Source organism: Streptomyces sp. NPDC001108, from assembly GCF_053598535.1.
The window spans coordinates 765,448-792,365 of sequence record NZ_JBSFKL010000002.1 but is presented as its reverse complement, the minus strand read 5'-3'; the positions used below and the strand labels follow the sequence as shown (position 1 = coordinate 792,365).

20 protein-coding genes are annotated in these 26,918 nt (G+C 73.4%); 13 read left to right on the top strand and 7 right to left on the bottom strand.

Annotated elements, in window-relative coordinates:
• Nucleotides 1–213 precede the first annotated feature (213 nt).
• Entirely contained in the window at nucleotides 214–1,920 is a 1,707-nt protein-coding gene (locus tag ACWC97_RS08270; RefSeq protein ID WP_352273589.1) for a glycerol-3-phosphate dehydrogenase/oxidase, read from the top strand.
• Here ACWC97_RS08270 and ACWC97_RS08265 read toward each other — a convergent pair.
• Nucleotides 1,917–3,035, bottom strand: coding sequence for a serine hydrolase domain-containing protein (locus ACWC97_RS08265; RefSeq protein WP_450648133.1), 1,119 nt, complete (start codon nucleotides 3,033–3,035; stop codon nucleotides 1,917–1,919). The genes ACWC97_RS08270 and ACWC97_RS08265 overlap by 4 nt on opposite strands.
• A gap of 120 nt (nucleotides 3,036–3,155) precedes the next feature.
• On the opposite strand from ACWC97_RS08265, the gene ACWC97_RS08260 reads away from it, so the two are divergent.
• The 5 genes from ACWC97_RS08260 (at nucleotide 3,156) to ACWC97_RS08240 (ending at nucleotide 13,398) form a co-directional block, all read left to right on the top strand.
• Nucleotides 3,156–5,117 (top strand): serine/threonine-protein kinase, encoded by a 1,962-nt coding sequence (locus tag ACWC97_RS08260; RefSeq protein ID WP_450648131.1) that lies wholly within the window; start codon nucleotides 3,156–3,158, stop codon nucleotides 5,115–5,117.
• A gap of 224 nt (nucleotides 5,118–5,341) precedes the next feature.
• Nucleotides 5,342–7,930 carry a protein kinase gene (locus ACWC97_RS08255; protein WP_450648129.1) on the top strand — a complete coding sequence of 863 codons (2,589 nt, stop codon included), beginning with the start codon at nucleotides 5,342–5,344 and terminating at the stop codon, nucleotides 7,928–7,930.
• A 148-nt stretch (nucleotides 7,931–8,078) separates the two neighbouring features.
• Nucleotides 8,079–9,773 carry a protein kinase domain-containing protein gene (locus ACWC97_RS08250; RefSeq protein WP_450648127.1) on the top strand — a complete coding sequence of 565 codons (1,695 nt, stop codon included), beginning with the start codon at nucleotides 8,079–8,081 and terminating at the stop codon, nucleotides 9,771–9,773.
• Between the two features lie 114 nt (nucleotides 9,774–9,887).
• Nucleotides 9,888–11,516 carry a succinic semialdehyde dehydrogenase gene (locus ACWC97_RS08245; protein WP_352273584.1) on the top strand — a complete coding sequence of 543 codons (1,629 nt, stop codon included), beginning with the start codon at nucleotides 9,888–9,890 and terminating at the stop codon, nucleotides 11,514–11,516.
• A 52-nt stretch (nucleotides 11,517–11,568) separates the two neighbouring features.
• Entirely contained in the window at nucleotides 11,569–13,398 is a 1,830-nt protein-coding gene (locus tag ACWC97_RS08240) for a GMC oxidoreductase (RefSeq protein WP_392279101.1), read from the top strand.
• 321 nt (nucleotides 13,399–13,719) lie between these two features.
• Here ACWC97_RS08240 and ACWC97_RS08235 read toward each other — a convergent pair whose 3' ends face one another.
• A complete protein-coding gene (locus ACWC97_RS08235; RefSeq protein ID WP_450648126.1) occupies nucleotides 13,720–14,058 on the bottom strand; it encodes a chorismate mutase in 339 nt (112 codons plus the stop codon).
• 344 nt (nucleotides 14,059–14,402) lie between these two features.
• Between ACWC97_RS08235 and guaA the strand changes: the two genes are divergently transcribed.
• The 4 genes from guaA (at nucleotide 14,403) to ACWC97_RS08215 (ending at nucleotide 18,978) form a co-directional block, all read left to right on the top strand.
• Nucleotides 14,403–15,989: a glutamine-hydrolyzing GMP synthase gene (gene guaA / locus ACWC97_RS08230; protein ID WP_352273581.1), complete on the top strand. Its 1,587-nt coding sequence runs from the start codon at nucleotides 14,403–14,405 to the stop codon at nucleotides 15,987–15,989.
• A gap of 230 nt (nucleotides 15,990–16,219) precedes the next feature.
• Nucleotides 16,220–17,002, top strand: a complete 783-nt coding sequence (locus ACWC97_RS08225) for a class II aldolase/adducin family protein (RefSeq protein ID WP_352273580.1) — start codon at nucleotides 16,220–16,222, stop codon at nucleotides 17,000–17,002.
• 112 nt (nucleotides 17,003–17,114) lie between these two features.
• Entirely contained in the window at nucleotides 17,115–18,383 is a 1,269-nt protein-coding gene (locus ACWC97_RS08220; protein WP_352273579.1) for a hypothetical protein, read from the top strand.
• 85 nt (nucleotides 18,384–18,468) lie between these two features.
• Complete coding sequence (locus ACWC97_RS08215; RefSeq protein WP_352273578.1) at nucleotides 18,469–18,978, top strand: DoxX family protein; 510 nt, start codon at nucleotides 18,469–18,471, stop codon at nucleotides 18,976–18,978.
• Here the strand turns inward: ACWC97_RS08215 and ACWC97_RS08210 are convergent.
• Nucleotides 18,885–19,148, bottom strand: coding sequence for a hypothetical protein (locus ACWC97_RS08210; RefSeq protein ID WP_385208386.1), 264 nt, complete (start codon nucleotides 19,146–19,148; stop codon nucleotides 18,885–18,887). The two genes, ACWC97_RS08215 and ACWC97_RS08210, sit on opposite strands and share 94 nt — an antisense overlap.
• Nucleotides 19,135–20,472, bottom strand: a complete 1,338-nt coding sequence (locus ACWC97_RS08205) for a PspC domain-containing protein (protein ID WP_450648123.1) — start codon at nucleotides 20,470–20,472, stop codon at nucleotides 19,135–19,137. Before ACWC97_RS08205 ends, ACWC97_RS08210 begins: the two co-directional genes overlap by 14 nt.
• Before the next feature lie 155 nt (nucleotides 20,473–20,627).
• On the opposite strand from ACWC97_RS08205, the gene ACWC97_RS08200 reads away from it, so the two are divergent.
• Complete coding sequence (locus ACWC97_RS08200; protein ID WP_450648121.1) at nucleotides 20,628–21,923, top strand: ATP-binding protein; 1,296 nt, start codon at nucleotides 20,628–20,630, stop codon at nucleotides 21,921–21,923.
• A complete protein-coding gene (locus ACWC97_RS08195; RefSeq protein WP_352273574.1) occupies nucleotides 21,907–22,605 on the top strand; it encodes a response regulator transcription factor in 699 nt (232 codons plus the stop codon). The genes ACWC97_RS08200 and ACWC97_RS08195 overlap by 17 nt, the downstream gene beginning before the upstream one ends.
• 22 nt (nucleotides 22,606–22,627) lie before the next feature.
• Here the strand turns inward: ACWC97_RS08195 and ACWC97_RS08190 are convergent, their stop codons facing one another.
• Together ACWC97_RS08190 and ACWC97_RS08185 are read right to left on the bottom strand one after the other, a co-directional pair.
• Complete coding sequence (locus ACWC97_RS08190) at nucleotides 22,628–23,389, bottom strand: GNAT family N-acetyltransferase (RefSeq protein WP_352273573.1); 762 nt, start codon at nucleotides 23,387–23,389, stop codon at nucleotides 22,628–22,630.
• Nucleotides 23,390–23,467: 78 nt separating this feature from the next.
• Nucleotides 23,468–24,514, bottom strand: a complete 1,047-nt coding sequence (locus ACWC97_RS08185) for an NlpC/P60 family protein (protein WP_450648118.1) — start codon at nucleotides 24,512–24,514, stop codon at nucleotides 23,468–23,470.
• Between the two features lie 316 nt (nucleotides 24,515–24,830).
• On the opposite strand from ACWC97_RS08185, the gene ACWC97_RS08180 reads away from it, so the two are divergent.
• Nucleotides 24,831–25,184 carry a hypothetical protein gene (locus tag ACWC97_RS08180; RefSeq protein WP_352273571.1) on the top strand — a complete coding sequence of 118 codons (354 nt, stop codon included), beginning with the start codon at nucleotides 24,831–24,833 and terminating at the stop codon, nucleotides 25,182–25,184.
• A 100-nt stretch (nucleotides 25,185–25,284) separates the two neighbouring features.
• On the opposite strand, the gene ACWC97_RS08175 is transcribed toward ACWC97_RS08180, so the two are convergent.
• Nucleotides 25,285–26,439, bottom strand: a complete 1,155-nt coding sequence (locus ACWC97_RS08175; RefSeq protein ID WP_450648116.1) for an NlpC/P60 family protein — start codon at nucleotides 26,437–26,439, stop codon at nucleotides 25,285–25,287.
• Nucleotides 26,440–26,918 lie beyond the last annotated feature (479 nt).

Here is a 26,918-nt window from a genome sequence, read left to right as displayed (position 1 = left end):
AAAGCGCAACCGCTGTGGACAGCGCAATGTAACACTAGGCTTATATATGACCTATATGTCGCATTGTTGACCGCCTGTCGTCCTGGTGTTTTCCACAGGCGGTGGCCGAAGTCGGGGACGGCGGACAGAATCGAGAGGTGGGCACGGCGCGCAGACCGCCCGGTCGGCGGCTGCCCGCGTGCCGGACCACCCCGATCCACCCGGGAGGCAGCAGTGAGGACAGCGACACTGGGACCCGCGGAGCGTGCCGAGGCGCTGGCCGCGATGGCCGAGCGCGAACTGGACGTGCTGGTCGTGGGAGCGGGCGTGGTCGGCGCCGGCACGGCGTTGGACGCGGCGACGCGAGGGCTCGCCACGGGCCTGGTCGAGGCGCGGGACTGGGCCTCCGGCACGTCGAGCAGATCGAGCAAGCTGATCCACGGCGGGCTGCGCTATCTGGAGATGCTCGACTTCGCGCTGGTCCGGGAGGCGCTGAAGGAGCGCGGGCTGCTGCTGCAACGGCTGGCCCCGCACCTGGTGAAGCCGGTGCCCTTCCTGTACCCCTTGCAGCACAAGGGGTGGGAGCGGTTCTACGCGGGCTCCGGCGTGGCGCTCTACGACGCGATGTCGGTGTCGTCGGGCCATGGCCGCGGCCTTCCCGTCCACCGGCACCTCTCCCGCCGCCACGCGCTGCGGGTCGCCCCGGCGCTGCGGAAGGACGCGCTGGTCGGGGCCCTGCAGTACTACGACGCCCAGATGGACGACGCCCGTTACGTGGCCACCCTGGTGCGCACCGCCGCCGGGTACGGCGCGCGGGTGGCCAACCGGGCGCGGGTGATCGGCTTCCTCCGGGAGGGCGAGCGGGTGGTCGGTGCCCGGGTGCAGGACGTCGAGGCGGGTGGGGAGTACGAGGTCAGGGCCAAACAGGTGGTCAACGCCACCGGGGTCTGGACGGACGACACCCAGGCGCTGATCGGCGAGCGCGGGCAGTTCCACGTCCGGGCCTCCAAGGGGATCCACCTGGTCGTTCCCAAGGACCGCATCCACTCCTCGTCGGGCCTGATCCTGCGCACCGAGAAGTCCGTCCTCTTCGTGATCCCGTGGGGGCGGCACTGGATCATCGGCACGACGGACACCGACTGGGACCTGGACAAGGCGCACCCGGCGGCGTCCAGCGCCGACATCGACTATCTCCTCGAACACGTCAACTCGGTCCTCGCCACGCCGCTGACCAGGGACGACGTGCAGGGGGTCTATGCCGGGCTGCGACCGCTGCTGGCCGGCGAGTCCGACGCCACGAGCAAGCTCTCCCGCGAGCACACGGTGGCCCATCCGCTGCCCGGCCTGGTGGTCGTGGCGGGCGGGAAGTACACCACGTACCGGGTGATGGCGAAGGACGCCGTGGACGAGGCGGTGCACGGGCTGGACCAGCGGGTGGCGGCCTGCGTCACCGAGGAGATCCCGCTGCTGGGCGCGGAGGGCTACCCGGCCCTGTGGAACGCCCGCGCCAGGATCGCGGCCCGCACCGGACTGCACGTCGCCCGGCTGGAGCATCTGCTCAACCGCTACGGCTCGATGACCGAGCAGGTCCTGGAGCTGATAGTCGCCGATCCGGAACTGGGCGAGCCGCTGCCCGCGGCGGACGACTACCTGAAGGCGGAGATCGTCTACGCCGCCTCGCACGAGGGCGCCCGCCACCTCGACGACGTGCTGACCCGCCGCACCCGGATCTCCATAGAGACCTTCGACCGGGGCACGCACAGCGCCAGACTCTGCGCGGAGCTGATGGCTCCGGTGCTGGGCTGGGACGCGGGCCAGATCGACCGCGAGGTCGAGCACTACGAGAAGCGGGTGGAGGCGGAACGGGAGTCGCAGCTCCAGCCCGACGACCTCACGGCCGACGCGGCCCGGCTCGGCGCCCCGGACATCGTCCCGATCTAGAGAGCCCCCGGCCGGGGGGTTCCCGGCCGGGGAGTTCCCGGCTCGGGGGCCTCCGGGCAGAACTCCGCGTCCAGCAGTGCGGGTTCGAGGGTGTCGGCGTCGGTGAGGGTGTCCGTGTCGATGCGGTAGGTCAGGGTGTGCCGTCCGTCCCGGGTGGTGGCGGTACGGACGTAACTGCCCGTGATGCGTCCGTTGTGCCCCCAGACGGTGATGCCGCAGGAGAGCTTCTCCGGGTAGAGGCCCAGGCCGTAGACGCCCTGCGTGGCCCGGGTGTCCGTCATCAGGGCGAGCTGGGCGGGGGCGAGGAGGCGGCCGCCCAGCAGGGCCGCGTAGAAGCGGTTCAGGTCGTCGAGCGTGGAGACGAGGGAGCCGGCCGCGCCCGCCGCGCGCGGGTCGAGCGTGGTGACGTCGCGGAGGGCGCCGTCGTCCGGGTCCCGGGTGTAGGCCCGGCCGTGCGGGGCGGGCAGTTCGGTGCGGGCGCCCGGGAAGGAGGTGCCGGTGAGGCGGAGCGGGGTGATGACGCGGTCGCGGACCTCGGTGGCGTAGTCGTGTCCGGTGACCCGTTGGACGACGAGTCCGAGGACCGCGTAGTCGGTGTTGGAGTAGGCGTAGCGGCCGGGCGCGCCCGTCGGAGGGTGGGCCAGGGCGGTGCGGACCGCCTCGGCGCCGGAGCGGGGGCGGGCCGAGGGGTCGGCGGTGTAGTCGTAGAGGCCGCTGGTGTGGTCGAGCAGCCGGCGCAGGGAGATCCGGCGGCCGTCGTTGCCGTGCCCGCGGATCAGCCCCGGCAGCAGCCGTTCCACCGGGTCCGACAGCCGCAGCCGCCCCTCCTGCACGAGCTGGAGCACGACGGTGGCGACGAAGGTCTTGGTGATGCTGCCCGCCCGGAACCGGTCCGCCGCCCGGATGTTGGGCCCCGTCGAGCGGTAGGTGCCGTACCGTGCGGGGGAGGAGCCGCGGGCCAGCAGCGCCGCGGTGGGCGCACCGCCCTCGGCGACGAGCCGGGGAAGGTGGGCGGCCGCGGGAGTGAGGTGTGGTTCGCTGGGCAGGCGTGTCGTCCCCAGGCCGAGGAGCGCCAGCGCCAGCGGGGCGGCGAGCAGCGCTCGGGGTATCGGCATGGCGGGGATTCCCTTTCTCCGGGCCCATCATGACGCGCCCGCGGACCCGGCACCACGACCGGCGCCGGGGTGAGGGACAATGAACGCTCTGCCAGGGCGGGTTGATCGCAGAGGGGACGCATGTCGGAGGCGGAGCAGGCACGGGAGCCCCAACGGGACAAGGAAGGACGTCTCCTCGCGGGGCGGTACCGGCTCGGGGAGGTGCTCGGCCGGGGCGGTATGGGCACGGTCTGGCGTGCCGTCGACGAGACGCTGGGCCGCACGGTCGCGGTCAAGGAACTGCGGTTTCCCTCGGCCATCGACGACGACGAGAAGCGACGGCTGATCACACGCACGCTGCGTGAGGCGAAGGCGATCGCCCGGATCCGCAACAACGGCGCGGTGACGGTCTACGACGTGGTCGACGAGGACGACCGCCCGTGGATCGTGATGGAGCTCATCGAGGGCAAGTCCCTCGCCGAAGCGGTGCGCGAGGACGGCGTCCTGACGCCGCGACGGGCGGCCGAGGTCGGCCTCGCGATACTCGACGTGCTCAGATCGGCGCACCGCGAGGGCATCCTGCACCGCGACGTGAAGCCGTCCAACGTACTGATCGCCGAGGACGGCCGGGTCGTGCTGACCGACTTCGGCATCGCCCAGGTCGAGGGCGACCCCTCGGTCACCTCGACCGGCATGCTCGTCGGCGCCCCGTCGTACATCTCGCCCGAGCGCGCCCGGGGCCACAAGCCGGGGCCGCCCGCCGACCTCTGGTCGCTCGGCGGTCTGCTGTACGCGAGCGTCGAGGGTTCCCCGCCGTACGACAAGGGGTCGGCCATCGCCACCCTGACCGCGGTGATGACCGAGCCGCTCGACCCGCCGAAGAACGCCGGTCCGCTGACGGACGTCATCTACGGGCTCCTCGCCAAGGACCCCGAGCAGCGGCTCGACGACGAGGGCGCCCGTGCCCTCCTCAACGACGTGATCCACGCGCCGGAGAAGTCGGAGCCGGCCCCGCCGTCGGCCGAGGCCACCCGGATCATGGCGCTGCCCACGGCCCCGCCCGAGTCCCGGCCCAAGGCCGCGCCGAACGCGGCGGAGCAGGGGGAGGGCACGCGGGACCGGCTGCGCGGCGCCCTGCGCTCGGTACGGAACGCGAAGCCGGCCGCGGCGGCCGGGGCGGCGGCGACCACCGCCACGCCCTCGACGGCTCCCGCCCCGGCGGCGAAGGCCGGTAACGGGGCAGGCGCGGCCACCCCCGCCAAGCCCGCCGCCCCGCCCCGCCCGGCCCCGGCGTCGTCCGCGCCGCCGGCCCCGCCGCGCGCCTCCCTCACGGACGTGGTCCCGCGCCGCACCCTGGCGATCATCGCGGCGGTGATCGTGCTCGCCGTGATCGGTACCGTCGTCGCCCTCTCGTCCGGCGGGGACGACAAGAACGACGGAGCCAAGAGCGGGAGCGACGCGCCCGTCTCCACCGGTCCCTCGAAGACGGCCGACGGCGCCGCCGAGCCCGACAGCGGCACCGGCGGCGGCAAGGGCCAGGACCAGAAGGGCGACCAGGGCCAGGGCGGCAACGGCGGTCAGGACCAGAACCAGGGCCAGAAGGGCGACGGGAACGGCAAGGAGGACGGCAAGCAGGGCGACGCGCTGCCGGACGACTACCGCAAGGTCACCAGCAAGAAGTTCCACTTCAGCCTGGCCATGCCCGAGGAATTCCGGTTCGACAAGATCGCGGGAGCCAACTCCGGCGCCATCTACAACGAGGACGGCGGCTACCCCCGCATCCAGATCGACTTCACCCGTTCCCCCGGCGGCGACGCGGCCGGGGCCTGGAACGCCGCGCGGGCCGGTGTCGCCGCCACCAGCAACGGCTACCGCCACCTGGGCATAAAGAAGGTCGACTACAACGGCTACCCGACCGTCGCGGACTGGCAGTTCGAGCGCAACCAGCAGGGCCACCGCATCCGGGTGCTCAATCGGGGCTTCAAGGTCGACTCCTCCCACGGCTACGCGATCATGATCAGCTGCAAGGCCGACAAGTGGAACGACGAGGAGTGCCGGACGCTGCGCAGGACCGCGTTCGACACCTTCAAGCCCCTCGACTGACCGGGGCCCGCCCGCAACGGGCGGGGTGGCGGCGGCCGGGATACGGTGACCCGGCGGCACGGCCGCCGCTCGCCCCGTATCGTGGGGGCCGAGGGCCGCTTGCGGCCGGCCGGCCGTAACGACAAGTCAACCGCGGGGTGTGCCGCCCCTGTTGACGGGTAGACCGCGGCCAGGGACCGGCACGGTCTTCGTGGCTGGGGGACAGCGCGCTCTGGGGAGGCGTCGTGGACGACTACGCGGGTCGGGTGCTCGCCGACCGCTACCGCCTTCCGCTGTCTTCGGACGACCTGTACGAAACGGTCGAGACCCGGGCGTTCGACACCTACAGCGGGCAGGAAGTCCTGGTCCGGCAGGTGCCGTTGCCCGAGGTGGTGGACGCCGAGGTGCTCGACGCCGACGGCCCGGCCCCGGCCGCCGGTCGGCCCGGTGCCCGGGGCGCGGGCGGCCCCGTCGATCCGGCCGTCCGGCGTGCGGTGGAGGCGGCGCGGGAGGCGGCCCGGGTCCCCGACCACCCCCGGCTCGACCAGGTCTTCGACGTGTTCGCCCAGGAGGGCTCGCTCTGGATCGTGAGCGAGCTCGTCGAGGCCCGCCCGCTCGCCGCCCTGCTCGCCGAGCGCCCGCTCACCCCCTTCCGGGCCGCCGAGATCGGCTCCGACGTGCTGGCCGCCCTGCGGGTGCTCCACGCCCACGGCTGGACCCACCGGAACATCACCGTCCGTACGGTGCTGATCTGCGACGACGGCCGGGTGGTGCTGACCGGGCTGGCGGCCGGGGCTGCCGAGGAGGCGCTCTGCGGATACGTGTCGACCCCGGCCACCGAGGACGACGAGGACGACGGATACGGCGCGTACGGCACGTACGACGAGTACGGCGACGCGTACGACGCCGAGGGCGAAGGCGCCGACGGTGACGACGGCGGCGGGTTCGACGAGCGGGACGGCGGGCTCCGCGACGGGAGCGGGTTCGCCCGCCCGGCGCCCGACGCCGGGCCGGCCGGGATCTTCGCCCCGCCCAGGCCGCTGGTGCCGCCCGCCCCCGCTCCGCCGGCCGAGATGCCCGCCCCGCGCGGCCCGGCGGCGATAGAGCCGTCCCGGCCGGAGCCGGACCGGGGCGCGCCCGAGGACGGGGCCGCGCCCGCCCGGGCCGGGCGCCCCGGAGCCATCGCCGCGTACCGGGCCGGTGCCCTCGCCGCCGCCCGGGTCAGCGAAGACCGGCGGCGCGCCGAGTCGGAGGAGACCGGCAACCTGCCGGTGCAGCGCTCCGTGCGACCGGCGGAGGCGGACCGGACCGACCAGTTCCGGAAGATCCCCGCGGGTGGCTCCCAGGCCCTGCCCGTGCAGCGGACCGCGCAGCCTCCCGCCCGGCCCGCCGCCCCGCCTTCCGTACAGCCGGAGCGGGCGGGCGGCTGGGACGAGGACGGCACGGGCGGCCGTACCGGCTCCGGCTACCGGGGCCCCGCCACCCCGCTCGCGGCCGAGCGCGCCCGGCAGACCAGGATCGCCGTGGTCGGCGCGGTCACCGAGCGCTGGGCGCCCGAGCAGGGCGGCCCGGTCCACGAGAACTGGCGGCTGGCCCCGCCGATCGGCCCCGCCACCGATCTCTGGGCGCTGGGCGCCCTGCTCTACCGCGCGGTCCAGGGCCATGCCCCGTACCCCGAGGAGAGCGCCGCCGAGCTCGTCCAGATGGTCTGCGGCGAGCCGCCGGCCTTCGCCGAGGAGTGCGGTCCGCTGCGCCCCGTCGTCGAGTCCCTGCTGCGCCAGGACCCCACCGAGCGGCCCGACGTCGAGGAGCTGAGCGGCTGGCTGCGCTCCCTGGTGCGCTCGGCGCCCGAGCCGGAGGCCGGGCTGGACGTCGTACCGCTGCCCTCCGCCGACACCGGCCGGCTCCCCGTCGTGCGGCGCCGGGGCGAGCTGGTCCGCCGGCGGCGCGGCAAGGGCGCCGCCCACGGCCGCCACCGGCACGCCCGGGGGAGGGCCGAGCGGCAGGAGACGCCGCTCAGCGAACTGCTCGACCAGCCCGCCCGGCCCCCCGAGCCGCCCCACCCCTCGTACGAACCGCGCGAGCCCAGGCCCTCGAAGGCGCCGCGCACCCCGTCCCGCTCCCGTTCCGGGGACGACGACGGCGGGCGCTCGCCCCGGCGGCTCGGGCGGCTGCTCCTGGTGCTGATCCTGCTGGTGCTCGTCGCCGCCGTCGCGTACGCCGTGGTGTTCATGCCGAAGGCGGGCGAGTCCGGTCCCGGCGCGGCCGCCCCGGGGGTCTCCGGTACGCCGGAGCCGGGCACCGGCGGGCAGGACGGCGACACCTCCCCGGCCACGCCCGGCGAGCAGCAGCCGCAGACCAGCCGCTCCGCCGCCGCCCTCGCCTCCGGCTACACCCTCCGCAAGGACCCCGAGGGGTTCGAGGTCGGCGTCCTCAAGGGCTGGCAGCGCACCCCGGCCAACGCGGACCGTCAGATCCGCTACGGCAGCGGCGGCTTCAGCCTGCTCGTCGTCCCCGGCCGGGACGCCGTCGAGGCCGCGGGCGGCGACCCGTTGGCGTACCAGGCGGACAAGGAGCGGGAGTTGCAGCAGTTCCGCGACTCCGAATGGTCCGGGTCGAGCGGCCTGCGCCGGATCGACGTGGGCCGACAGGCGATGGCGGAGGGCCAGTTCACCTGGCGCGACGCGGCCGGCCGGTCGGTGTACGCCCGCAATCTGGTGATGGTGGTCAACGGCCGCTACCACGTCGTCCAGGTCATCGGGCCGGAGGGCGAGCGCGACAAGGTGTCGGAGATCTACGAACAGGCCATCGCCTCCTACCGGGTGACGGGCTGACGCCTCTGCGTACACCTCGCGCCCCGATCCGGGCCACCGGCGGAGCGACAAGCATCACAGTGCGGTCTCTTGGGTGGTGCGAGGTTCCGTGGCCGCTGGTCCGCTCCGTAATCTGGCAGCCGAGTAAACGGGGCGGGGCGGGGATGACGTGGACCGATCACAGAGCACGGAAGCGGGACTGCTGCTGGCCGGGAGGTACCGGCTGGGCGAGGTTCTCGGGCGCGGCGGCATGGGGAAGGTCTGGCGCGCGCACGACGAGCTCCTGCACCGTACGGTCGCGGTCAAGGAACTGACCGCGGCGCTCTACGCCGCCGAGGCCGACCGGGCCGTGCTGCACGCCCGTACGCAGAAGGAGGCGCGCGCGGCCGCCCGGATCACCCACCCGGGCGTGGTGACCGTGCACGACGTCCTGGAGTACGACCAGCGGCCCTGGATCGTCATGCAGTACGTGGACGGTCCCTCGCTCGCCGACGCCGCCAAGGAGAGCGGCGAGGTCGAGCCGCGCGAGGCCGCCCGGATAGGTCTCCACGTCCTGAGCGCCCTGCGCGCCGCGCACGCGGCGGGGGTCCTGCACCGCGATGTGAAGCCGGGGAACGTGCTCCTCGCCAAGGACGGCCAGGTGCTGCTCACCGACTTCGGGATCGCCGCCATCGAGGGCGACTCCACCATCACCCGGACCGGCGAACTGGTCGGCTCCATCGACTACCTGGCGCCCGAGCGGGTCCGCGGCGCCGACCCCGGCCCCGCCTCCGACCTGTGGTCGCTGGGCGCCACGCTCTACACCGCGGTCGAGGGCGGCTCGCCGTTCCGCCGTACGTCCCCGATCTCCACCATGCAGGCGGTCGTCGCCGAAGAGCCCCCGCCGCCCCGCCGGGCGGGCGCGCTGGGCCCGGTGATCACCGCACTGCTGCGCAAGGAACCGGACGAGCGCCCGTCGGCCGCCGAGACGGAGCGGATGCTGCTGGACGCCATGGAGGGGCGCGAGCCCGTGGCGGCGCAGGCGTACGTGCCGACGCAGGTCGTCCCGGACGAGATGCTGCGCTCCCTGGGGCCGGACGGCTCCGGCACCGCGCGGCTGCCGCAGCAGGCGGCCGAGGCCCCGCCCGCCGTCCCCACGCCGACCGCCGTCGGCCCGGACGCGGCACCGGCCCAGGCACCCCGGCGCGGCCGCTGGCGCACCGCCGTCCTGGTCGTGCTGGCCGCGGCGCTGGTCGGCGGCGGGGCGGGGCTCGCAGCGATGAAGCTCTCGGACCGTACGGACAGGAGCACCGAGCGGGGCGCGGCGGCCGCCGGCCCCGTCGACATCGGGGACCCCGCACCGCCGAAGTCCCAGTCGCCCGAGCCCGGCAAGAGCCCGGAAGGCACGAAGAAGCCCAAGGCCGTACCCGACGGCTGGCACCGGGTGGACGACCCGGAGGGCTTCAGCCTGGCCGTGCCCGACGGCTGGGAGCGCCGGACGGAGGGCAACCAGATCGACTACACCCCGGACGGCGGCCTGCACTACATCCGGATCAGCGTCGACCCGTCGCCCGACTTCGACAACCCGTACGCGCACGCGCAGAGCCTGGAGCGGCAGCTCGCCGAACGGCTCCCCAGCTATCAGCGGCGGGCCCTGGAGTCCAACATCTACCGGGACCAGCCGGGGGCGGTCTGGGAGTTCTCCTGGACCGAGACCAAGAACCACTCCGGTCCGCGCCACGCGATCGACCAGCTCTACTTCGGCGAGAACGGCGGTCCGGAGTACGGGCTGTACATGACGGGTCCGGAGGAGGACTGGGAGACGACGCGGGAGCAGTTCGACACGATCCTGCGCAGCTGGCGCGCCCCGGAGGGATCCGGCTGAGATCCCGCTGATCAGGGGCTTTGTTGCCAGTGATCGCTGGCTCGTTTGTGGGGAGTGTGAAAACCCGTTACCCACGGGTACCCAAAGCGTGCGGCTGGACGTACTCTCGCCCTCATGACGGACTCGCAGGCCCCTACGTCCACCTCCGCCGCCCCGCTCGGCACCAACCCGGTGGCCGCCGCCCCCAAGGGCGCGCGCACCGCCGCCGATGTGGTGACCCCGGAGGTGGTCGCCCAGCTGACCCGGGGGGTGGCCGGTTCGGGCCGCACCGCCAACCACACCCCCTTCACCGGGGAGAAGCTGGCAGACCTCCCGGAGTCCACTCCCGAGGACGTGGCGGACGCCTTCGCGCGGGCCCGCGCCGCCCAGCCCGCCTGGGCCGCGACGCCGGTCCGCGCCCGCGCCGCCGTACTGCTCCGCTTCCACGACCTCGTGATCAGCCGCCAGGCCGAGGTGCTCGACCTGATCCAGCTGGAGACCGGCAAGGCCCGGCTGCACGCCCACGAGGAGGTGCAGGCCGTCGCCGTCGCTGCCCGCCACTACGGGCGCCGGGCCGCCGCCTATCTGAAGCCGAAGCGGCACACCGGGGTCGTCCCGACCCTCACCAAGGTCACCGAGCTGCGCCAGCCGCGCGGCGTCGTCGGCCAGATCGCGCCGTGGAACTACCCGCTGGAGCTGTCCGTGGGCGACGCGCTGCCCGCGTTCGTCTCCGGCAACGCCGTCGTGATGAAGCCGGACACCGAGACCGCGCTGACCGCGCTGTGGGCCCGTGACCTGCTGATCGAGGCCGGGCTGCCCGCCGAGGTCTTCCAGGTGGTCATCGGCGAGGGACCGGTGGTCGGACCCGAGGTCGTCAAGCACGCCGACTACGTCTCGTTCACCGGTTCCACCCGCACCGGCCGCGAGGTCGCGCAGGGCGCGGCGGCCCGGCTGGTCGGCGTCTCGCTGGAGCTCGGCGGCAAGAACGCCATGCTGGTCCTGGAGGACGCCGACGTGGAGAAGGCCGCCGCGGGCGCCGTCCGCGCCTGCTTCTCCTCCGCCGGGCAGCTCTGCATCTCCATCGAGCGGCTCTACGTCCACGAGTCGATCGCCGACGACTTCGTGGCCCGCTTCGCCGCCCGCACCAGGGCCATGCGGCTCGGCAGCTCCCTCGCCTACGGGGCCGACATGGGCTCGCTGGTCGGCGAGCGCCAGCTGGAGACCGTCACCCGGCATGTCGAGGAGGCCGTCGAGAAGGGCGCCACGCTCGTCGCGGGCGGCGTCGCCCGCCCCGACATCGGCCCGCTGTTCTACGAGCCGACCATCCTCGACGGCGTCGAGGCGCCGATGGCCGTCTGCGGCGAGGAGACCTTCGGCCCGGTCGTCTCCGTCTACCGCTTCACCGACGAGGACGAGGTTGTCGCGCAGGCCAACGCCACCCCGTACGGCCTGAACTCCAGCGTCTGGACGAAGGACTCCCGGCGCGGCCACCGGGTCGCCGCCCGGCTGCGGACCGGCACCGTCAACATCAACGAGGGCTACGCCCCCGCGTACGGCAGCGTCCAGTCGCCGATGGGCGGGATGAAGGACTCCGGTCTCGGCCGGCGGCACGGCTCCGAGGGCATCCTCAAGTACACCGAGGCGCAGACCGTCGCCCAGCAGCGGCTGATGCCGCTCGCCCCGTCCTTCGGCATGGACGACGAGAAGTACGCCGCGTTCATGAGCACCAGCCTCAAGGTGATGAAGGCGTTCCGTCTGCGCTGAGCCCGCGCCCCTCCCCGCCGCACCGCCCGCCCGTTCCGCACCGAGGAGAGCCATGTCCCAGGACAGCCCTGCCCAGAACCGGTCCGCCGCTCCGGAGGCGGGCGGTGACGACGCCGCCTACGACTACGACGTGGTCGTGATCGGCTCGGGCTTCGGCGGCGCGGTGTCGGCCCTCCGGCTGACCGAGAAGGGGTACCGCGTCGGCGTGCTGGAGGCGGGCCGCCGCTTCACCCGCTCCGAACTGCCCAGGAACTCCTGGGACCTGAAGAACTTCCTGTGGGCCCCCACGCTCGGCCTGTACGGCATCCAGCGCATCCACCTGCTGGGCAACGTCATGGTGCTGGCGGGCGCGGGCGTCGGCGGCGGCTCGCTGAACTACGCCAACACCCTCTACGAGCCGCTCGCCCCGTTCTTCGACGACCCGCAGTGGAAGGACATCACCGACTGGCGCGAGGAGCTGGCCCCGTACTACGACCAGGCCAAGCGGATGCTGGGGGTTCGGATCAACCCGACCATGACCCCCTCCGACGTCCATCTGAAGGCCGCCGCGCAGACCATGGGCATCGGCGACACCTTCCACCTGGCACCGGTGGGCGTCTTCTTCGGGGACGGCGAGGACGGCGACGGCACGGCGCGGGCGAAGCCCGGCGGCGAGGTCCCCGACCCGTTCTTCGGCGGCGCCGGCCCCTCCCGCAAGGCCTGCACCGAGTGCGGCGAGTGCATGACCGGCTGCCGGCACGGCGCGAAGAACACCCTCAACGAGAACTACCTCCACCTCGCCGAGCGGGCGGGCGCGGTCGTCCACCCGATGACCTCGGTCGTCGCCGTCACCGAGAACACCCGGGGCGGCTACGCCGTCAGGACCCTCCCCACCGACAACCGGAAGAAGGGGAAGGGGCGGACGTTCACCGCCCGCAAGGTCGTCGTCGCCGCGGGCACGTACGGCACCCAGACCCTGCTGCACCGGATGAGGGACACCGGGCTGCTGCCCCTGATCTCGCCCCGGCTCGGCGAGCTGACCCGTACCAACTCCGAGGGCCTGGTCGGCGCGCAGACCACCGACCGCCGCTACCGGAAGAAGCACGGGACCGCCCGGGCCGACTTCACCAAGGGCGTCGCCATCACCTCCTCGGTCCACCCGGACGAGAACACCCACATCGAACCCGTCCGGTACGGCAAGGGCTCCAACTCGATGGGCGCGCTGACCGTCCTCCAGGTGCCGTACGGCGCGCACCGGGTCCGCCGCTGGCTGCTCGAACTGGTCAAGCACCCCACGCTCGCCGCCCGGTCGCTCTCCAACCGCCGCTGGTCGGAGCGGACCATCATCGGGCTCGTCATGCAGTCGCTCGACAACTCCCTGACGACCTACCGCAAGCCCCGCGGCCTCGGGAAGGGGCTGCTCACCGCCCGGCAGGGACACGGCGCCCCCAACCCGACGCAGATCGAGGCGGCGACCCGCGGCGCCACCCTGATCGCCCAGGAGATCAACGGCTTCGCCGGGTCCAACGTCGGCGAACTGATGGGCACCCCGCTCACCGCGCACTTCCTCGGCGGCTGCCCGATCGGCGCCAGCGCCGAGGACGGGGTCATCGACCCGTACCACCGGCTCTACGGGCACCCCGGCATCTCCGTCGTCGACGGCTCCGCGGTCTCCGCGAACCTCGGGGTCAACCCCTCGCTCACCATCACCGCCCAGGCCGAGCGCGCCATGTCCTTCTGGCCCAACAAGGGCGAGGCCGACCAGCGCCCGGCCCAGGGCGAGGCGTACACCCGGCTGACCGCCGTCGAACCGCGCTCCCCGGCCGTGCCGAAGGACGCCTTCGGCGCGCTGCGGCTGCCGTTCCTCGGAATCCCGGCCGTGCCGCCGAAGAAGAAGCCGTAGCCCGTTCCGTACGGCCCTGCGGATGAGGCCATGGCCCCCGCTCATGCGGAAACGGCCGGCCCCGGGCGTCCCCGGAGCCGGCCGTTTCCTGGGGTGACCGGACTGCTGTCCCCTGCCGACCGGTCACGCACGCCGGGGCGCGGTCCCACGGCGCACCCTTCGAATGCGCCACACGCTCCGGCGGAGTCACGCGTGGTGCGCCTCCCGGGGCTGTCCCCGGTCGGCACCGTCACACACCGGGACCAACGAATCCGCGCCGGAACCGGTCACGCGCCGTACGGGTGAGAGCCCGTCCGAACGCCCGCCCGAACCCTCGGACGGTCAGGCCCGGCCGCGGCACAGCTCCAGCAGCGTCATGGCGAGCGAGGTGCCGGGCTTGCCGAGCGCGTTCCGGTACGAGCCGAGGATCTCCATCTCGCGGGAGAGGTTGATCCGGCGGCCGCCCGAGGTGATCCGGGCCTCCTGGATCACGGCCGAGACGGCCATCCGCTCCTGGACGAGCCCGATGATCCGGTCGTCGAGGATGTCGATCCGGGCCCGCGCGTCGTCGATCAGCGCGGCGGCCTCCTCGGTGTGCGCGCCGGTCTTCTCGGCAGTGGCCTTCCCGGAGGCCGTCTTCTCGCCGGCGGCGGTGGCGGCGGTGGTGGTGATGCTGCTCATGGTGGTGGCTCCTCGATGGGTGCGGGCCCCGAGCCGAACGGTCCGTAACGCCAAGACGCCCCGGGCCTTTCGGCCCGGGGCGCCTGGAACGTTGCTGGGATCAAGCAACACGACCATGGCAGCCGGCGGGCCGGGTGCCATAGGTAAAGACGAAGGTCGTGTGCTGAAGCATGCGACCAGTATGGCCCGCCCGGCGCGGCCGGACCAACACGGCGCCCGGATGCTGAGACGCCCCGTCCGGGGCGCGGCCGGGGGCGGTCCCGGACGGGCGGGAAGAAGCCGGACCCGGCGACCCCGGTAGAATCGTCCTATACAGACCCCCCTTCACCGCCGGAAGGCCGCCCGTGCCAGCAGCACCCCCCGCCGCCCCCGACACCGCCACCGACGTGGTCCTGGTCGTCGACTTCGGCGCGCAGTACGCCCAGCTCATCGCCCGCCGTGTCCGTGAGGCCCGGGTCTACAGCGAGATCGTCCCGTCCACCATGCCGGTGGCCGAGATGCTGGCCAAGAACCCCCGGGCGATCATCCTCTCCGGCGGCCCCTCCTCGGTGTACGCCGAGGGCGCCCCTTCGCTCGACCGCGCGATCTTCGAGGCCGGCGTCCCGGTCTTCGGCATGTGCTACGGCTTCCAGCTGATGGCCACCACGCTCGGCGGCACCGTCGACGACAACGGTGCCCGCGAGTACGGCCGCACCCCGCTCACCGTCTCCAAGAGCGGCTCCACCCTCTTCGAGGGCACCCCCGCCGAACAGTCGGTCTGGATGTCGCACGGCGACGCCTGCTCCGCCGCCCCCGAGGGCTTCACCGTCACCGCGTCCACCGACGTGGTCCCGGTCGCCGCCTTCGAGAACGACGAGAAGAAGCTCTACGGCGTCCAGTACCACCCCGAGGTCCTGCACTCCACCCACGGCCAGCAGGTCCTGGAGCACTTCCTCTACCGGGGCGCCGGCATCGAGCCGAGCTGGACCACCGGCAACGTCATCGAGGAGCAGGTCGCCGCGATCCGCGCCCAGGTCGGCGACAAGCGCGCCATCTGCGGCCTCTCCGGCGGCGTCGACTCCGCGGTCGCCGCGGCCCTCGTCCAGAAGGCCATCGGCTCCCAGCTCACCTGCGTGTACGTCGACCACGGCCTGATGCGCAAGGGCGAGACCGAGCAGGTCGAGAAGGACTTCGTGGCCGCCACCGGCGCCAACCTGAAGGTCGTCGACGCCAGCGAGCGCTTCCTGAAGGCCCTCGCCGGGGTCTCCGACCCGGAGACCAAGCGCAAGATCATCGGCCGGGAGTTCATCCGCGTCTTCGAACAGGCGCAGCTGGAGATCCTCCAGGAGGACGGCCCCGAGGTCGCCTTCCTCGTGCAGGGCACCCTCTACCCGGACATCGTCGAGTCCGGCGGCGGCACCGGCACCGCCAACATCAAGTCGCACCACAACGTGGGCGGCCTCCCCGACGACATCGAGTTCCAGCTCGTCGAGCCGCTGCGCCAGCTGTTCAAGGACGAGGTCCGGATGGTCGGCCAGGAGCTCGGCCTGCCCGACGAGATCGTCCAGCGCCAGCCGTTCCCCGGCCCCGGCCTGGGCATCCGGATCGTCGGCGAGGTCACCAAGGACCGGCTCGACCTCCTCCGCGAGGCCGACGCCATCGCCCGCGAGGAGCTGACCGCGGCCGGTCTGGACCGCGACATCTGGCAGTGCCCGGTGGTCCTGCTCGCCGACGTCCGCTCGGTCGGCGTCCAGGGCGACGGCCGCACCTACGGCCACCCCATCGTGCTGCGCCCGGTCTCCTCCGAGGACGCCATGACCGCCGACTGGTCGCGCCTGCCGTACGAGACCCTCGCCCGGATCTCGACCCGCATCACCAACGAGGTCGCCGACGTCAACCGCGTCGTGCTCGACGTGACGAGCAAGCCGCCGGGGACCATCGAGTGGGAGTGACCTCCGCCTGAGGTCGTTCCTCCAGGTCAACGCCGATGCCGTCGCCCATCTCCCTGGGCGGCGGCATCGGCGTTCGCGCGGCGGCCATGGACGGCGCACCCGGCTCCGAGCGGGGCGGGAAGCGCGACGACCCGTGCCCCCGCCCGGCCACCCGCCTCCGTATCCCTGGTCACTTGGGGAGACCGGCGGTACCTTCCGGTTTCCCACGACCGGGATTCCGAGGAGCCGCCATGACCGAGTCCGCACCCGCCCCCGCCCCCGTACCCGTGGACCGGCTCCACTTCGCGATGCCGCCCGTGCACGGCTCCCCGGCCGAGGAGCGCGCGTACCGCAAGGAGCGGCTGGCCGGGGCGCTGAGGCTGTTCGGGCAGTACGGCTACGAGGACGGCGTCTCCGGGCACATCACCGCGCGCGACCCGGAGTTCCCCGACTGCTTCTGGGTCAACCCCTTCGGGGCCCCGTTCGACGGACTCGCGCCGGACGAGCTGATCCTGGTCAACGGCGACGGGCAGGTCGTCGAGGGCCGCCGCCACGTCAACCAGGCGGCGTTCGCCGTCCACGCCGCCGTGCACCGGGCCCGCCCGGACACCGTCGCCGTCGCGCACACCCACTCCGTGCACGGCCGGGCGCTGGCCGCCCTCGGCGAGCTGATCGAGCCGATCACCCAGGAGTCCTGCGCCTTCTACGAGGACCACGTCCTGTACGACGCCTACACCGGGGTCGTCGTCGACGAGGAGGAGGGACGCCGGATCGCCGCCGCGCTCGCCGGGCACAAGGCGATCGTGCTGCGCAACCACGGACTGCTCACCGTCGGCGACTCGGTGGACGCGGCCGCCTGGTGGTTCATCTCCCTGGAGCGCGCCTGCCAGGTCCAACTGGCCGCGCGGGCCGCCGGGAAGCCGGTGCGGATCGGCCACCGGGAGGCGCTCGCCACCCGGGACCAACTGGGCAGCGACCTGGTCGGGTGGATCAACTACCAGCCCCTCTGGCAGCGGATCAGTCGCACATTCTGACGGTACGCCCCCCGAGCGTGCCCCGATGCGGCCCGGAGTCCCGCCGTACGGCACAATTCGCTGCAATAGCAGCCGAGTTGGCTGCACCGGGCTGGAGAGGGCGGCGTTCCCAGTGGTGTTGGACGAGGCGAGGGCGGGCGGCGCCCACCGGGGCGGCTGCACCTGCGGCGACTGCCCGCACGGGGCGCGCGAGGGCCACCGGCGCGCGGTGGCCGCCTTCCTGGCCAAACGGGACGGGTTCGCCGCCGGTCAGGGGCTGCCGCCCGGCGTCGCGCAGTCCGTCTCCGCGACCCGCCAGTGGGTCTCGGACGAGCTGACCCAGTCGGCCAGGACCGTCGCCGAACGCGGCCGCGAGGAGGGCGACGCCTGGCTGTACCGGGTCTGGCGGCGCACCCTGATCACGGTCTGGGGCGCCCTCGTCCTCCTCCTCGTCGGGGAGTCGGTCACCGCCATCGGCGCGGGCTGGACCAACGCCCGTACGGCGGGGCTGCTCGCCGGGCTCGTCACCGCCGCCCTGCTCACCGGCGCCGCCCACCTCCACCGCGCCCGCGGCGGCCTCCTCGCCCCGCTGATCGGCGAGGACAACCGGCTCTCCACCTCCCGGGCCGTCGCCGTCTCCTGGGTGCTGCTCGCCGTCTTCTCCGTGCTCGTCCTGGCGCTCCAGCTGGCCGGTGCCTCCGGGCACGCCGAGCGCGACGCGCTGATCGAGGGGCTGGACCTGGCCCGGAGCGCGGGGGTGGTGACCGTGCTGGCGCTGGTCTGCGCCGTCGCCGTCGTCGTCCGCCGGGTGGTGACGGTACGGACGCTGTCCGGTCGGCTGCAGAAGCTGCGGGCGGACCGGCCGCGCGCCGCCGACCCGTTCACCGACGACTCGGGGCGGGCCAGCTTCACCGATGTGCAGTACCTGCTGATCAGCACCGTCGCCGTGGTGTTCGCCGCGGTCCGGCTGGCCCGGCGGCCCGAGCAACTGCCGGACCTGCCCTGGGGCCTGGCGCTCCTGGTGACCGTCTCGGCGCTCGCCTACTTCGCCGGGAAGTACGTGGAGGGCGGCCGGCCGGTGATCCTCTCGGTGGTCCGGGCCCGGGAGGCCGGGGACCTGGACGCGCCGGTGCGCACCGGCGACGACATCGAGATCCGGGGCGCGGGCTTCGTACCGCCCGGCGCCGGCACACCGGACCGGCTGGCCCGGATGGTCGTCCGGATCGGCCGGGTCCATGTCCACGTGCCGCTGATCCCGGTCACCGGCGGCTTCGCCAACCCGACGGACGGGGTCCTCACCGTGCCGGTCCCGGTCGAGGTCGAGCCGGGCGTGGTGGAGGTGCAGGTGGTCACCGCCGCCGGGGTGGAGACCAACGCGGTCGAGATCGAGGTGACGGACTGACACCGCCTCCGACGACGCGTTCCCCGCGCACGCTGCGTAAGGTCGGGGGTGCGGGGACAGGCCCCGGGGAAGGCGGAGCAGGCACATGCAGGGATACGGAGCGGGCGTACGCGGCCTCGGTGAGCGGCGGGGGCTCAGGGAGACGGCACGGGAGCACGCCCTGCTGCCGCTGCGGTTCTTCCTCGGCATCACCTTCGTCTACGCCGGGCTCGACAAGCTGACCGACCGTTCCTTCTTCCGGGCCACCGGCCCCGGCTCCATCGGCGAGACCATGCACGCGGTGCGCGACTCGTCCGCGATCCCGGCCCTGGTCGACCTCGCGCTGAAGAGCCCCGGCACCTTCGGCTACGCCATCGCCATCGGGGAACTCCTCGTCGGCCTCGGCACCTTCTTCGGGCTGTGGGGGCGGCTCGCCGCGCTCGGCGGTGCGCTGATCTCGCTGAGCCTGTGGCTGACCGTCAGCTGGGCGATCACCCCGTACTACTTCGGCAACGACCTGGCCTATCTCATGGGCTGGCTGCCGCTGGTGCTCGCCGGGTCCGGGGCGTTCTCCCTGGACGCCGTCCTGGCGGCGCGGCGGCGACGGATCAGGTAGCTCACCCAGGTCACCAGGGTGGCCAGCCAGAGCCCGCCGAAGAACAGCGGGAGGAAGAACGTCCAGGGGGCGTCCCAGTAGCCCGCGGCGTCCGCCGCGTACCCCACCGCCAGGGCGATCATGACCAGGCCCGCCACCGCCCGTCCGGGGCGGATCTCATGAATCGGCACGGGTGACCTCCAGCTCTCCGATGCTCATGTCGAGCCGCAGCTCGACCGTACCGGCCGGTTTGCCGCCGGGTGGCGGGGGCAGGGTCCGGTGCACCTCCTGGGCGGGGTTGATGCCCGCCTCGTGGCCGATCCCGTCCGCCAGCCCGCCGAACCGGTTCACCGGCAGCGCGATGTCGCCCACGGCCACCCGCGCCGCCACCTTCACCGTCACGTCCTTCGGTACGACGACGACCGCGCGGCCCGCCCCGACCTTCACGGCGGTGGTGACCGTCTCGCCCTCGGGGACCGTGAGCCCGGTGAGGTCCAGCCGGGCGTCCCCGGTGCCCAGCCGGTACTGCGGCTGGACCGCCGCCACCGAGGCGGGCCGCCAGGTCTCGCGCACCCAGTGGGTGCTGATGTCCTTGGGCAGCGCTGCGGAGCCCACCAGCAGGACGGCGGTGACCATCGCGAGCAGCACCGTGCCGAACCCGGTCCGGCCCAGGAACGAGCTGACCACCATCCCGAGGCCGAACACCGCCAGCGCGGCGGCCAGCCCGAACTGCAGGCTCGTACCGAACGGCCGGCCCTCCCAGGTCAGCCCCGTCCCCAGCCCGCCCGCGATCAGCGCGCACAGGAAGACCGCCCCGCCGATCGAGGCCGGGCCGCGGGTGCCGCGCTCCGGCCGGGGCGTGCGGAACGGGGAGTCCGGCGTGCCCGCCGGGCGGTCCGCGCGCGGCGGCAGCACCGCGTCGGCCGGCCCCCACAGATAACCGGCGCCGACCGGCCCCGTCGTCCCGTCCTTGACGATCGGGTCGCGCCACCACGACGGGCTGCCCGGCGACGGGGGGGCCCGCACCTCCGGCGGTGCGTCCGGCACCGCCTGGGCCGCCGCCGGCCGGTGCGGATCCTCGGCCGCCGCGGTCCTGCGGTTCTGCGTCCACACGGCGAAGCCGACGACCGCCAGCGACAGCAGCGCGGAGAACGACAGGGTGCCGCCGTTGCCCAGCATCGACAGGAAGAGGCCGCAGCCGATCAGCGCGAGGAGCACCGCGACCAGCGAGGCGCCCTCCACCCGGCCGGACAGCAGCCTGCGCGCCTCGTTCTCCTCCTCGCCGTCCGCCGGGATCAGCAGCCAGGCGAAGCCGTAGAAGATCAGCCCGATGCCGCCGGTCACCGCGAGCACGCCGAGCACGATCCGGAAGATCACCGGGTCGACGTCGCAGTACCGCCCGAGCCCGCCGCACACCCCGGCCACGACCTTCTGCCGCGGGGTACGCCGCAGCAGGGGCGAAGGAGCGGGGGGCGGTGGCGCGGCACCGGGGGCGGCGTCCTGGGGAACGGTCATGGCTCCATGGTGACCGCCCGCCGCCCCGACCGGGACCGGGACCGACCCTGGCCGATCCCTGATATTGGTCCCGGGCCCCGCCAGCCCCGAGGGCCAAGGACCTTAGGGGGCCGACCCTGATGCCCCGGCCCCCGCGGGCATGTGACGATCGGTGCATGCCCGCCACCACCCGAGCCCCCGGCTCCCGCCCCGCAGACCTTGAGGAGCCGCCGCCGCGGAAGCTGTACCGCAGCGCCGACGGGCGGTTCCTGGGCGGGGTCGCGCGCGGCCTGGCCGGACATGTCGGGCTGCCCGTCGTCTGGGTGCGGTTCTTCTTCGTCGGCCTGTTCTTCGCGGACGGGTTCGGCGCGGTCCTCTACGCCGTGTTCTGGATCGTCGTACCGCTCGGGGTCGGCGGGGTCGAGGCGCCCCGCCCGGTCCTCGAGACCGGCCCGGACGGCCGCCGCAGATTCCGCAAGCCCGACAAGGGCCAGGTCTTCGCACTGATCGCGCTGTTCTTCGGCGGTCTGGTCTTCGTCGGCAACGTCGACATGAGCAGCGGCGCCAACCGCTACATCTGGCCCGCCGTGCTGATCGGCGGCGGCTCCGTCCTGGTGTGGCGGCAGGCCGACAACGCCCGCCGCGCCCGCTGGATGGAGGTCGGCCGCCGCCGCCGGGTCCTGCACCTGGCCCGGGGGCTCGCCGGGGTCGCCCTGGTCGGGGTGGGCCTGGCCGTCTTCGTCGTCGTCCGCGGCTCCGCCGCCCAGCTCGGCAATGTCCTGACCGCCGCGATCGCCGTGCTCACCGGCATCGCGCTGCTGGCCGGCCCCTATCTCGTCCGGATGACCCAGGACCTCTCCGAGGAACGCCTGATGCGCATCCGGGCCCAGGAACGTGCCGAGGTCGCCGCCCACGTCCACGACTCGGTGCTGCACACCCTCACCCTGATCCAGCGCCGCGCGGAGGACGCCGGGGAGGTCCGCAGGCTCGCCCGCGCCCAGGAACGGGAGCTGCGCAACTGGCTGTACAACCCCGAGGGCACCGGCAAGGACGAGGACGACGAGCCCGAGACCCTCGCCGAGGCGGTCAAGCGCGCCGCCGCCGAGGTCGAGGACAAGCACGGCGTCCCGCTGGAGGTGGTCGTGGTCGGCGACTGCCCGCTCGACGAGAAGCTCGTCGCGCAGATGCAGGCCGCGCGCGAGGCGATGGTCAACGCCGCCAAGTACGGTGGCGAGGGCGGTGCCGTACAGGTCTACGCGGAGGTCGAGGGCCGCACGGTCTTCGTCTCGGTCCGCGACCGGGGGCCGGGCTTCGACCTGGACGCCGTACCGGGGGACAGAATGGGCGTACGAGAATCAATCATCGGCCGGATGCAGCGCAACGGGGGCACGGCGCGGCTGCGTTCGGTGCCCGGCGGGGGCACGGAGGTCGAGCTGGAGATGGAGAGGGCGAGCGATGACCATGACCACTGAGGGGGCGGCCGGCGGCCCGGAGCGCCGGGTACGGGTCGTGCTCGTCGACGACCACCGGATGTTCCGCACCGGCGTCCAGGCCGAGATCGGCCGCACGGAGGAGACCGGCGTCGAGGTGGTCGGCGAGGCCGCCGACGTCGACCAGGCGGTCACCGTCATCACGGCGACCCGCCCCGAGGTCGTCCTCCTCGACGTCCACCTGCCGGGCGGCGGCGGCGTCGAGGTGCTGCGCCGCTGCTCCTCGCTGATGGGGGCCGTCGACAACCCGGTGCGGTTCCTGGCGCTGTCCGTGTCGGACGCCGCCGAGGACGTCATCGGGGTCATCCGGGGCGGTGCCCGGGGCTACGTCACCAAGACCATCACCGGCGCCGACCTGGTCGACTCGGTCTTCCGGGTCCAGGAGGGCGACGCGGTGTTCTCGCCCCGGCTGGCCGGCTTCGTCCTGGACGCCTTCGCCTCCACGGACGCGCCGCCGGTCGACGAGGACCTGGACCGGCTGACCCAGCGCGAGCGCGAGGTGCTGCGGCTGATCGCCCGGGGCTACGCGTACAAGGAGATCGCCAAGCAGCTGTTCATCTCGGTGAAGACGGTCGAGTCGCACGTCTCGGCGGTGCTGCGCAAGCTCCAGCTCTCCAACCGGCACGAGCTGACCCGGTGGGCGACGGCCCGGCGGCTGGTCTGAGCCGCCGGACCCCACCGCGACATCAGGCCGGGTCGAGCGAGATGTTCAGCTTCTCGCCGATCCGGTCGAAGCCGATGCCCGCGTAGATCCGCTCCACGGCGTCGTCGGCCGGCTCCAGCCAGACCACCCGGCAGCCGCGCTCGAACGCGGTGGCCGTCAGGTGGGCGGAGAGCGCGGCGCCGATGCCCCGGCGGCGGTAGGCGTCGGCGACGGCCAGCCCGGCCAGCTCGGTGAGCCCGTCGACCGGTACGGAGCAGCCGCCCGCGCCGACCGGTACGCCGTCGAGCGTGGCGAGGGCCGCGACGCCGCCGCCCTCGGCCGCCGTGCGCAGCCACCGCGCCGTGCCCTCCTCGGGCTCGCCGGTGCCGCCGTAGCCGTGGTGCTGGACGAGCGCGGCGGTGGCGAACCCGTCGTCGGTGGACGGCTCGTCGATCGCGAGCTCCGGCACCGGCTTCGGTGTCCGCAGCCCGCCCGGGACGCAGGCCATGATCGGGGCCCGGTTCTCGACGGTGAACCCGGCGGCCAGCAGCGCGGGTTCGACCGCGGGCGCCGAGCCGGGCAGGAACTCCAGCCGGGGCAGCCGGTCGTGCGCCCGGAAGGCGGCGATCAGCGCGTCGATGTCCTCGGCGGTCGGCTTCGCGTCCTGGTCGGGTATGGCGTAATTGGCGTACTTGAGGGACCAGTCGGGGTTGTACCGCACGGTGAACGGCCCGATCCGGAGGTGGTCCGGGGAGCGCTGGGCGAGCGTGCGGGCGTGGGTCTGGACGTCGGCGTCCACGGGCATGTCGGTTCGTCCTCGGGCCGGTTGATCGGTGGTGGGCCGCCGCCGTGGCGGCGGACGGCCCGGACCGGCGTCGGGAGCCTATGCCACCCGGGTCGCCCCGGCGAAGGGCATCTGGTCGATCGGGGCGATCCGGACCGGGGTGCCGGGGCGCGGGGCGTGGATCATCTGCCCGTTGCCGATGTAGAGCCCGACATGGCTGATGCCGGAGAAGAAGAACACCAGGTCCCCGGGGGCGAGTTCGGAGCGGGAGACCCGCCGCCCGGCATTGATCTGGGTGTACGTCGTCCGGGGCAGCGAGACCCCGGCGGAGCGCCAGGCGGCCTGGGTGAGCCCGGAGCAGTCGAAGGAGGAGGGGCCGGTGGCGCCCCATACGTACGGCTTGCCGAGCGCCCCGTACGCGAAGGCGACGGCCGCGGCGGCGCGGGCGCTGGGCGCCTGGACGGAGCCGCGCGGCAGGGAGCGGGAGGCGCGGCCCGCCGAGCCGTGGTCGCTGTTCTCGTACGAGGAGCGCTCGGTCGGGGTCAGGCGGTCGAGGAGCCGGCGGGCCTCGGTCAGCCGGGTGGTGATCGTCGCCTTGCTCTTCCTCAGCTCGGCGCGGCGGGCGGTCAGGTCGGCGAGCCGGCCCTTGGCCTCGGCGCGGAGCGTGGCGATCCGGGCGACCTGTTGGCGGACCCGGTCGAGCGCGACGGACTGGCGGTCGGCGATCCGGTCCAGGTAGGAGGCGCGTTCCAGGTACTGGTCGGGGTCGGAGGAGAGCGCCAGCTGCACGGACGGGCCGAGGCCGCTGGTGCGGTACTGCGCGGCGGCGAAGGCGCCCAGCGCGTCGCGGGAGGCGTTGAGGCGCTCGGTGCGGCGGGCGGCCTCGTCGCGCAGGTCGTCGAGGGCCTTCTCCGCGGCGGTGGCCTTCTCCTTCGCCCCGTTGTACCGCTCGGTGGCGATCTCGGCCTCGTGGTACAGCCGGTCCACCTCGGACTTGACCTGGGCGGGGGTGCGCTGCGGTTCGGCGTGGGCCGCGGGGCCGGGCAGTGCGGCGGCGGTGGCGGCCCCGGTGAGGGCGAGGGTCGCCGCGGTGCGGGCAGCAGGGCCGGTGTACAGGCGCTGCTTGGGTTTCCGATGCGCTGCCACGGGGGCGTGCGTCCTTCCTGACGACTGCCCGACGGGGGGTACCGGCGGGCCCGCCGGTACGTTCGGCGGAGTGGCCGGTCCCGTCGGGGCGGGGCGCCCGGTCCGCCAGTGACGCTAAACCCGGGACACGGGCCGGAGTCGTAATGACGCATATTGCTCGTTTTTGGCGTGGCAATGCCGTCGATTGATCGGAAAAATTACGCCAGAGTAACGCAATTGGTACAGGTGTGAGTCAAGCGACACGGAGGCGTGTTTGCCCGGTGAAGGTGGACCTGCCTGTCGGGGGGTGGTATGGCCCTGGCTAGGCTGCGGCCTCATGGACGTACTCATTCATGTCTTCGTCGCCCTGCACATCATCGGCATCGCCTCCCTGCTGGGTGGATTCCTCACCCAGATGAAGGCGATGGGCACGGGCGCGGCCCGATTCGTCCCGGCGATGCTGCATGGTGCGCTGACCATGCTGGTCACCGGTATCGCGTTGGTCGGGATGCGCGAGGCCGACGGCGGCCACGTGAACAACATCAAGATTGGCGTGAAGCTGCTGATCCTGGTCGTCATCCTCGCGCTCGTCTACATCAAGCGGGACGAGGAGAAGGTCGACAAGGGCGCCTTCGCGGCGGTCGGCGGGCTGACGCTCGCCAACATCTTCATCGCCACGCTCTGGGTCTGACCCCGCTCCCGGCTGCCGGGCGGACCCGGCAGCCGGTGCACGGTGCGCGCGCCTCCGTCATGGAAGCCGCCTTGGAGCCCGTCGTGGGCCCCGCGGTGGTCTACGCCGGGCGCACGCTGCCGTAGATCGGCATGTAGTAGATCGACTCCTCGCGCACGTTCGCCCCGGGCTTCGGCGCGTGGATCATCATCCCGTCGCCCTTGTAGATGCCGACGTGGCTGATGTCGTCGTAGAAGAAGACCAGGTCACCGGGGCGCAGATCCGCCGTCGCGACCCGGGTGCCGATCTTGACCTGGTCCCAGGTGGTGCGCGGGATGTCCACGCCGGCGGCCTTCCAGGCAGCCTGGGTGAGCCCGGAGCAGTCGTACGAAGCCGGGCCCGTCGCGCCCCACACGTACGGCTTGCCGATCTGGGCGCGGGCGAAGGCGAGGACCTGCTCCGCCTTGCTGCTGGTGCCGCTGCCCGTGCCGGATCCGGTGCCCGTTCCGGTCCCCGTGCCGCCGGACTTCTTCGCGTCCTCGGCGGCCTTGCGGTCGGCCTCGGCCTTGGCGGCGGCCTGCCGCTTCGCCAGCTCCTCGGCCTTCCGCGCCGCCTCCGCCTCCTTCTTCCGCTCGATCTCCGCGAGCCGCGCCTTCTCCTCGGCGGTCAGCTTCGACAGCAGCGTGCGCGCCTCGGACAGCTTCGTCCGGACGTTCTGCTTGCTGGTGCGCAGATCGGCCTGGGCCGTCGTCAGCGTCTCCAGGCTCCGTACCGCCTCGGCCCGCTTCTTCGCGGTCTTCTCCTGCTGGACGCGGAAGTCCGTGACCGCCTTCTGCTGGCGATCGGTCATCCGCTGCATCAGCTGGCTCTGGTCGAAGTACGACTGAGGGTCGTCGGCCAGGAAGAACGTGGCGGTCGGCGCGATGGAGCCGTTGCGGTACTGCGCGGCCGCGAAGGCGCCCAGCGTCCTGCGGGCCTCGTTGAGCTTGTCGGTGCGCCGGGCGACGTCCTCCAGCAGGGCGTCGACCCTGGCGCGCTGGGCGGAGGACGCCTCCTTCGCCTGGTTGTACTTCTGGGTCGCGGTGCCCGCCTGCCGGTAGAGGTCGTCCACCTGCTTCTGGACGTCCTCGACGCTCGGCCTCGGATCCGGCGCGGCCACCGCGCTCTGCGTGGAGAGCAGAGTCACTGATGCCAGGGCCGCTGTGGTGAGCCCGACGGCCGGTGCGGTGGAACGCACCCGGGCGCGCGGTTTGCGGTGCGATGCCAAGAGGGGCATCTCCTTCCGTGAACCGCCTACCGGGACAGGGCGTTTCGTTTGGATCAGGCCGGGCTCGCGTGCCCCGGTGCTGCGCCTCGCCGCGTTGTCGTCACTCGCCGACGCTCCGCGTCGACTCCCTCCTCCGCCTTGCGATCCACAGCACCGGACCCCGCTCCCTGATCCGGCCTGATCCAAACGAAACGCCCCGGCTGTCGGGTTCGGGCGAACGGAAGGCTGCCCTACGGTCCATGTGTGGGGGAAGGACCGATTCACCCCGATAGTGCATGGTGGGTCCCCGGCTCCGGACTCCCGTACGGGCAGCCCGGATTCGGCGCGGGCGCCCGTTCGGCGTGGGTCGCCGCAAGGGGGTCGGGCCGCCCGGTCGAGCACGCTAGCCAACCCGTGGTGCCACTGGGAAGGTTGATGTTCGAAATGCCCGATACATTTTCGTGACCTGTGCGACGGGGGCCCGGACGCTCACCCCGCGTGGGCACCCG

Coding starts and splice junctions, on each gene's coding strand:
- ACWC97_RS08175 (WP_450648116.1), bottom strand. CDS start 26,439: ATGCCCCTCTTGGCATCGCACCGCAAACCGCGCGCCCGGGTGCGTTCC.
- ACWC97_RS08260 (WP_450648131.1), top strand. CDS start 3,156: ATGTCGGAGGCGGAGCAGGCACGGGAGCCCCAACGGGACAAGGAAGGA.
- ACWC97_RS08215 (WP_352273578.1), top strand. CDS start 18,469: ATGCAGGGATACGGAGCGGGCGTACGCGGCCTCGGTGAGCGGCGGGGG.
- ACWC97_RS08200 (WP_450648121.1), top strand. CDS start 20,628: ATGCCCGCCACCACCCGAGCCCCCGGCTCCCGCCCCGCAGACCTTGAG.
- ACWC97_RS08235 (WP_450648126.1), bottom strand. CDS start 14,058: ATGAGCAGCATCACCACCACCGCCGCCACCGCCGCCGGCGAGAAGACG.
- ACWC97_RS08265 (WP_450648133.1), bottom strand. CDS start 3,035: ATGCCGATACCCCGAGCGCTGCTCGCCGCCCCGCTGGCGCTGGCGCTC.
- ACWC97_RS08240 (WP_392279101.1), top strand. CDS start 11,569: ATGTCCCAGGACAGCCCTGCCCAGAACCGGTCCGCCGCTCCGGAGGCG.
- ACWC97_RS08205 (WP_450648123.1), bottom strand. CDS start 20,472: ATGACCGTTCCCCAGGACGCCGCCCCCGGTGCCGCGCCACCGCCCCCC.
- ACWC97_RS08245 (WP_352273584.1), top strand. CDS start 9,888: ATGACGGACTCGCAGGCCCCTACGTCCACCTCCGCCGCCCCGCTCGGC.
- ACWC97_RS08190 (WP_352273573.1), bottom strand. CDS start 23,389: ATGCCCGTGGACGCCGACGTCCAGACCCACGCCCGCACGCTCGCCCAG.
- ACWC97_RS08195 (WP_352273574.1), top strand. CDS start 21,907: ATGACCATGACCACTGAGGGGGCGGCCGGCGGCCCGGAGCGCCGGGTA.
- ACWC97_RS08225 (WP_352273580.1), top strand. CDS start 16,220: ATGACCGAGTCCGCACCCGCCCCCGCCCCCGTACCCGTGGACCGGCTC.
- ACWC97_RS08180 (WP_352273571.1), top strand. CDS start 24,831: ATGGACGTACTCATTCATGTCTTCGTCGCCCTGCACATCATCGGCATC.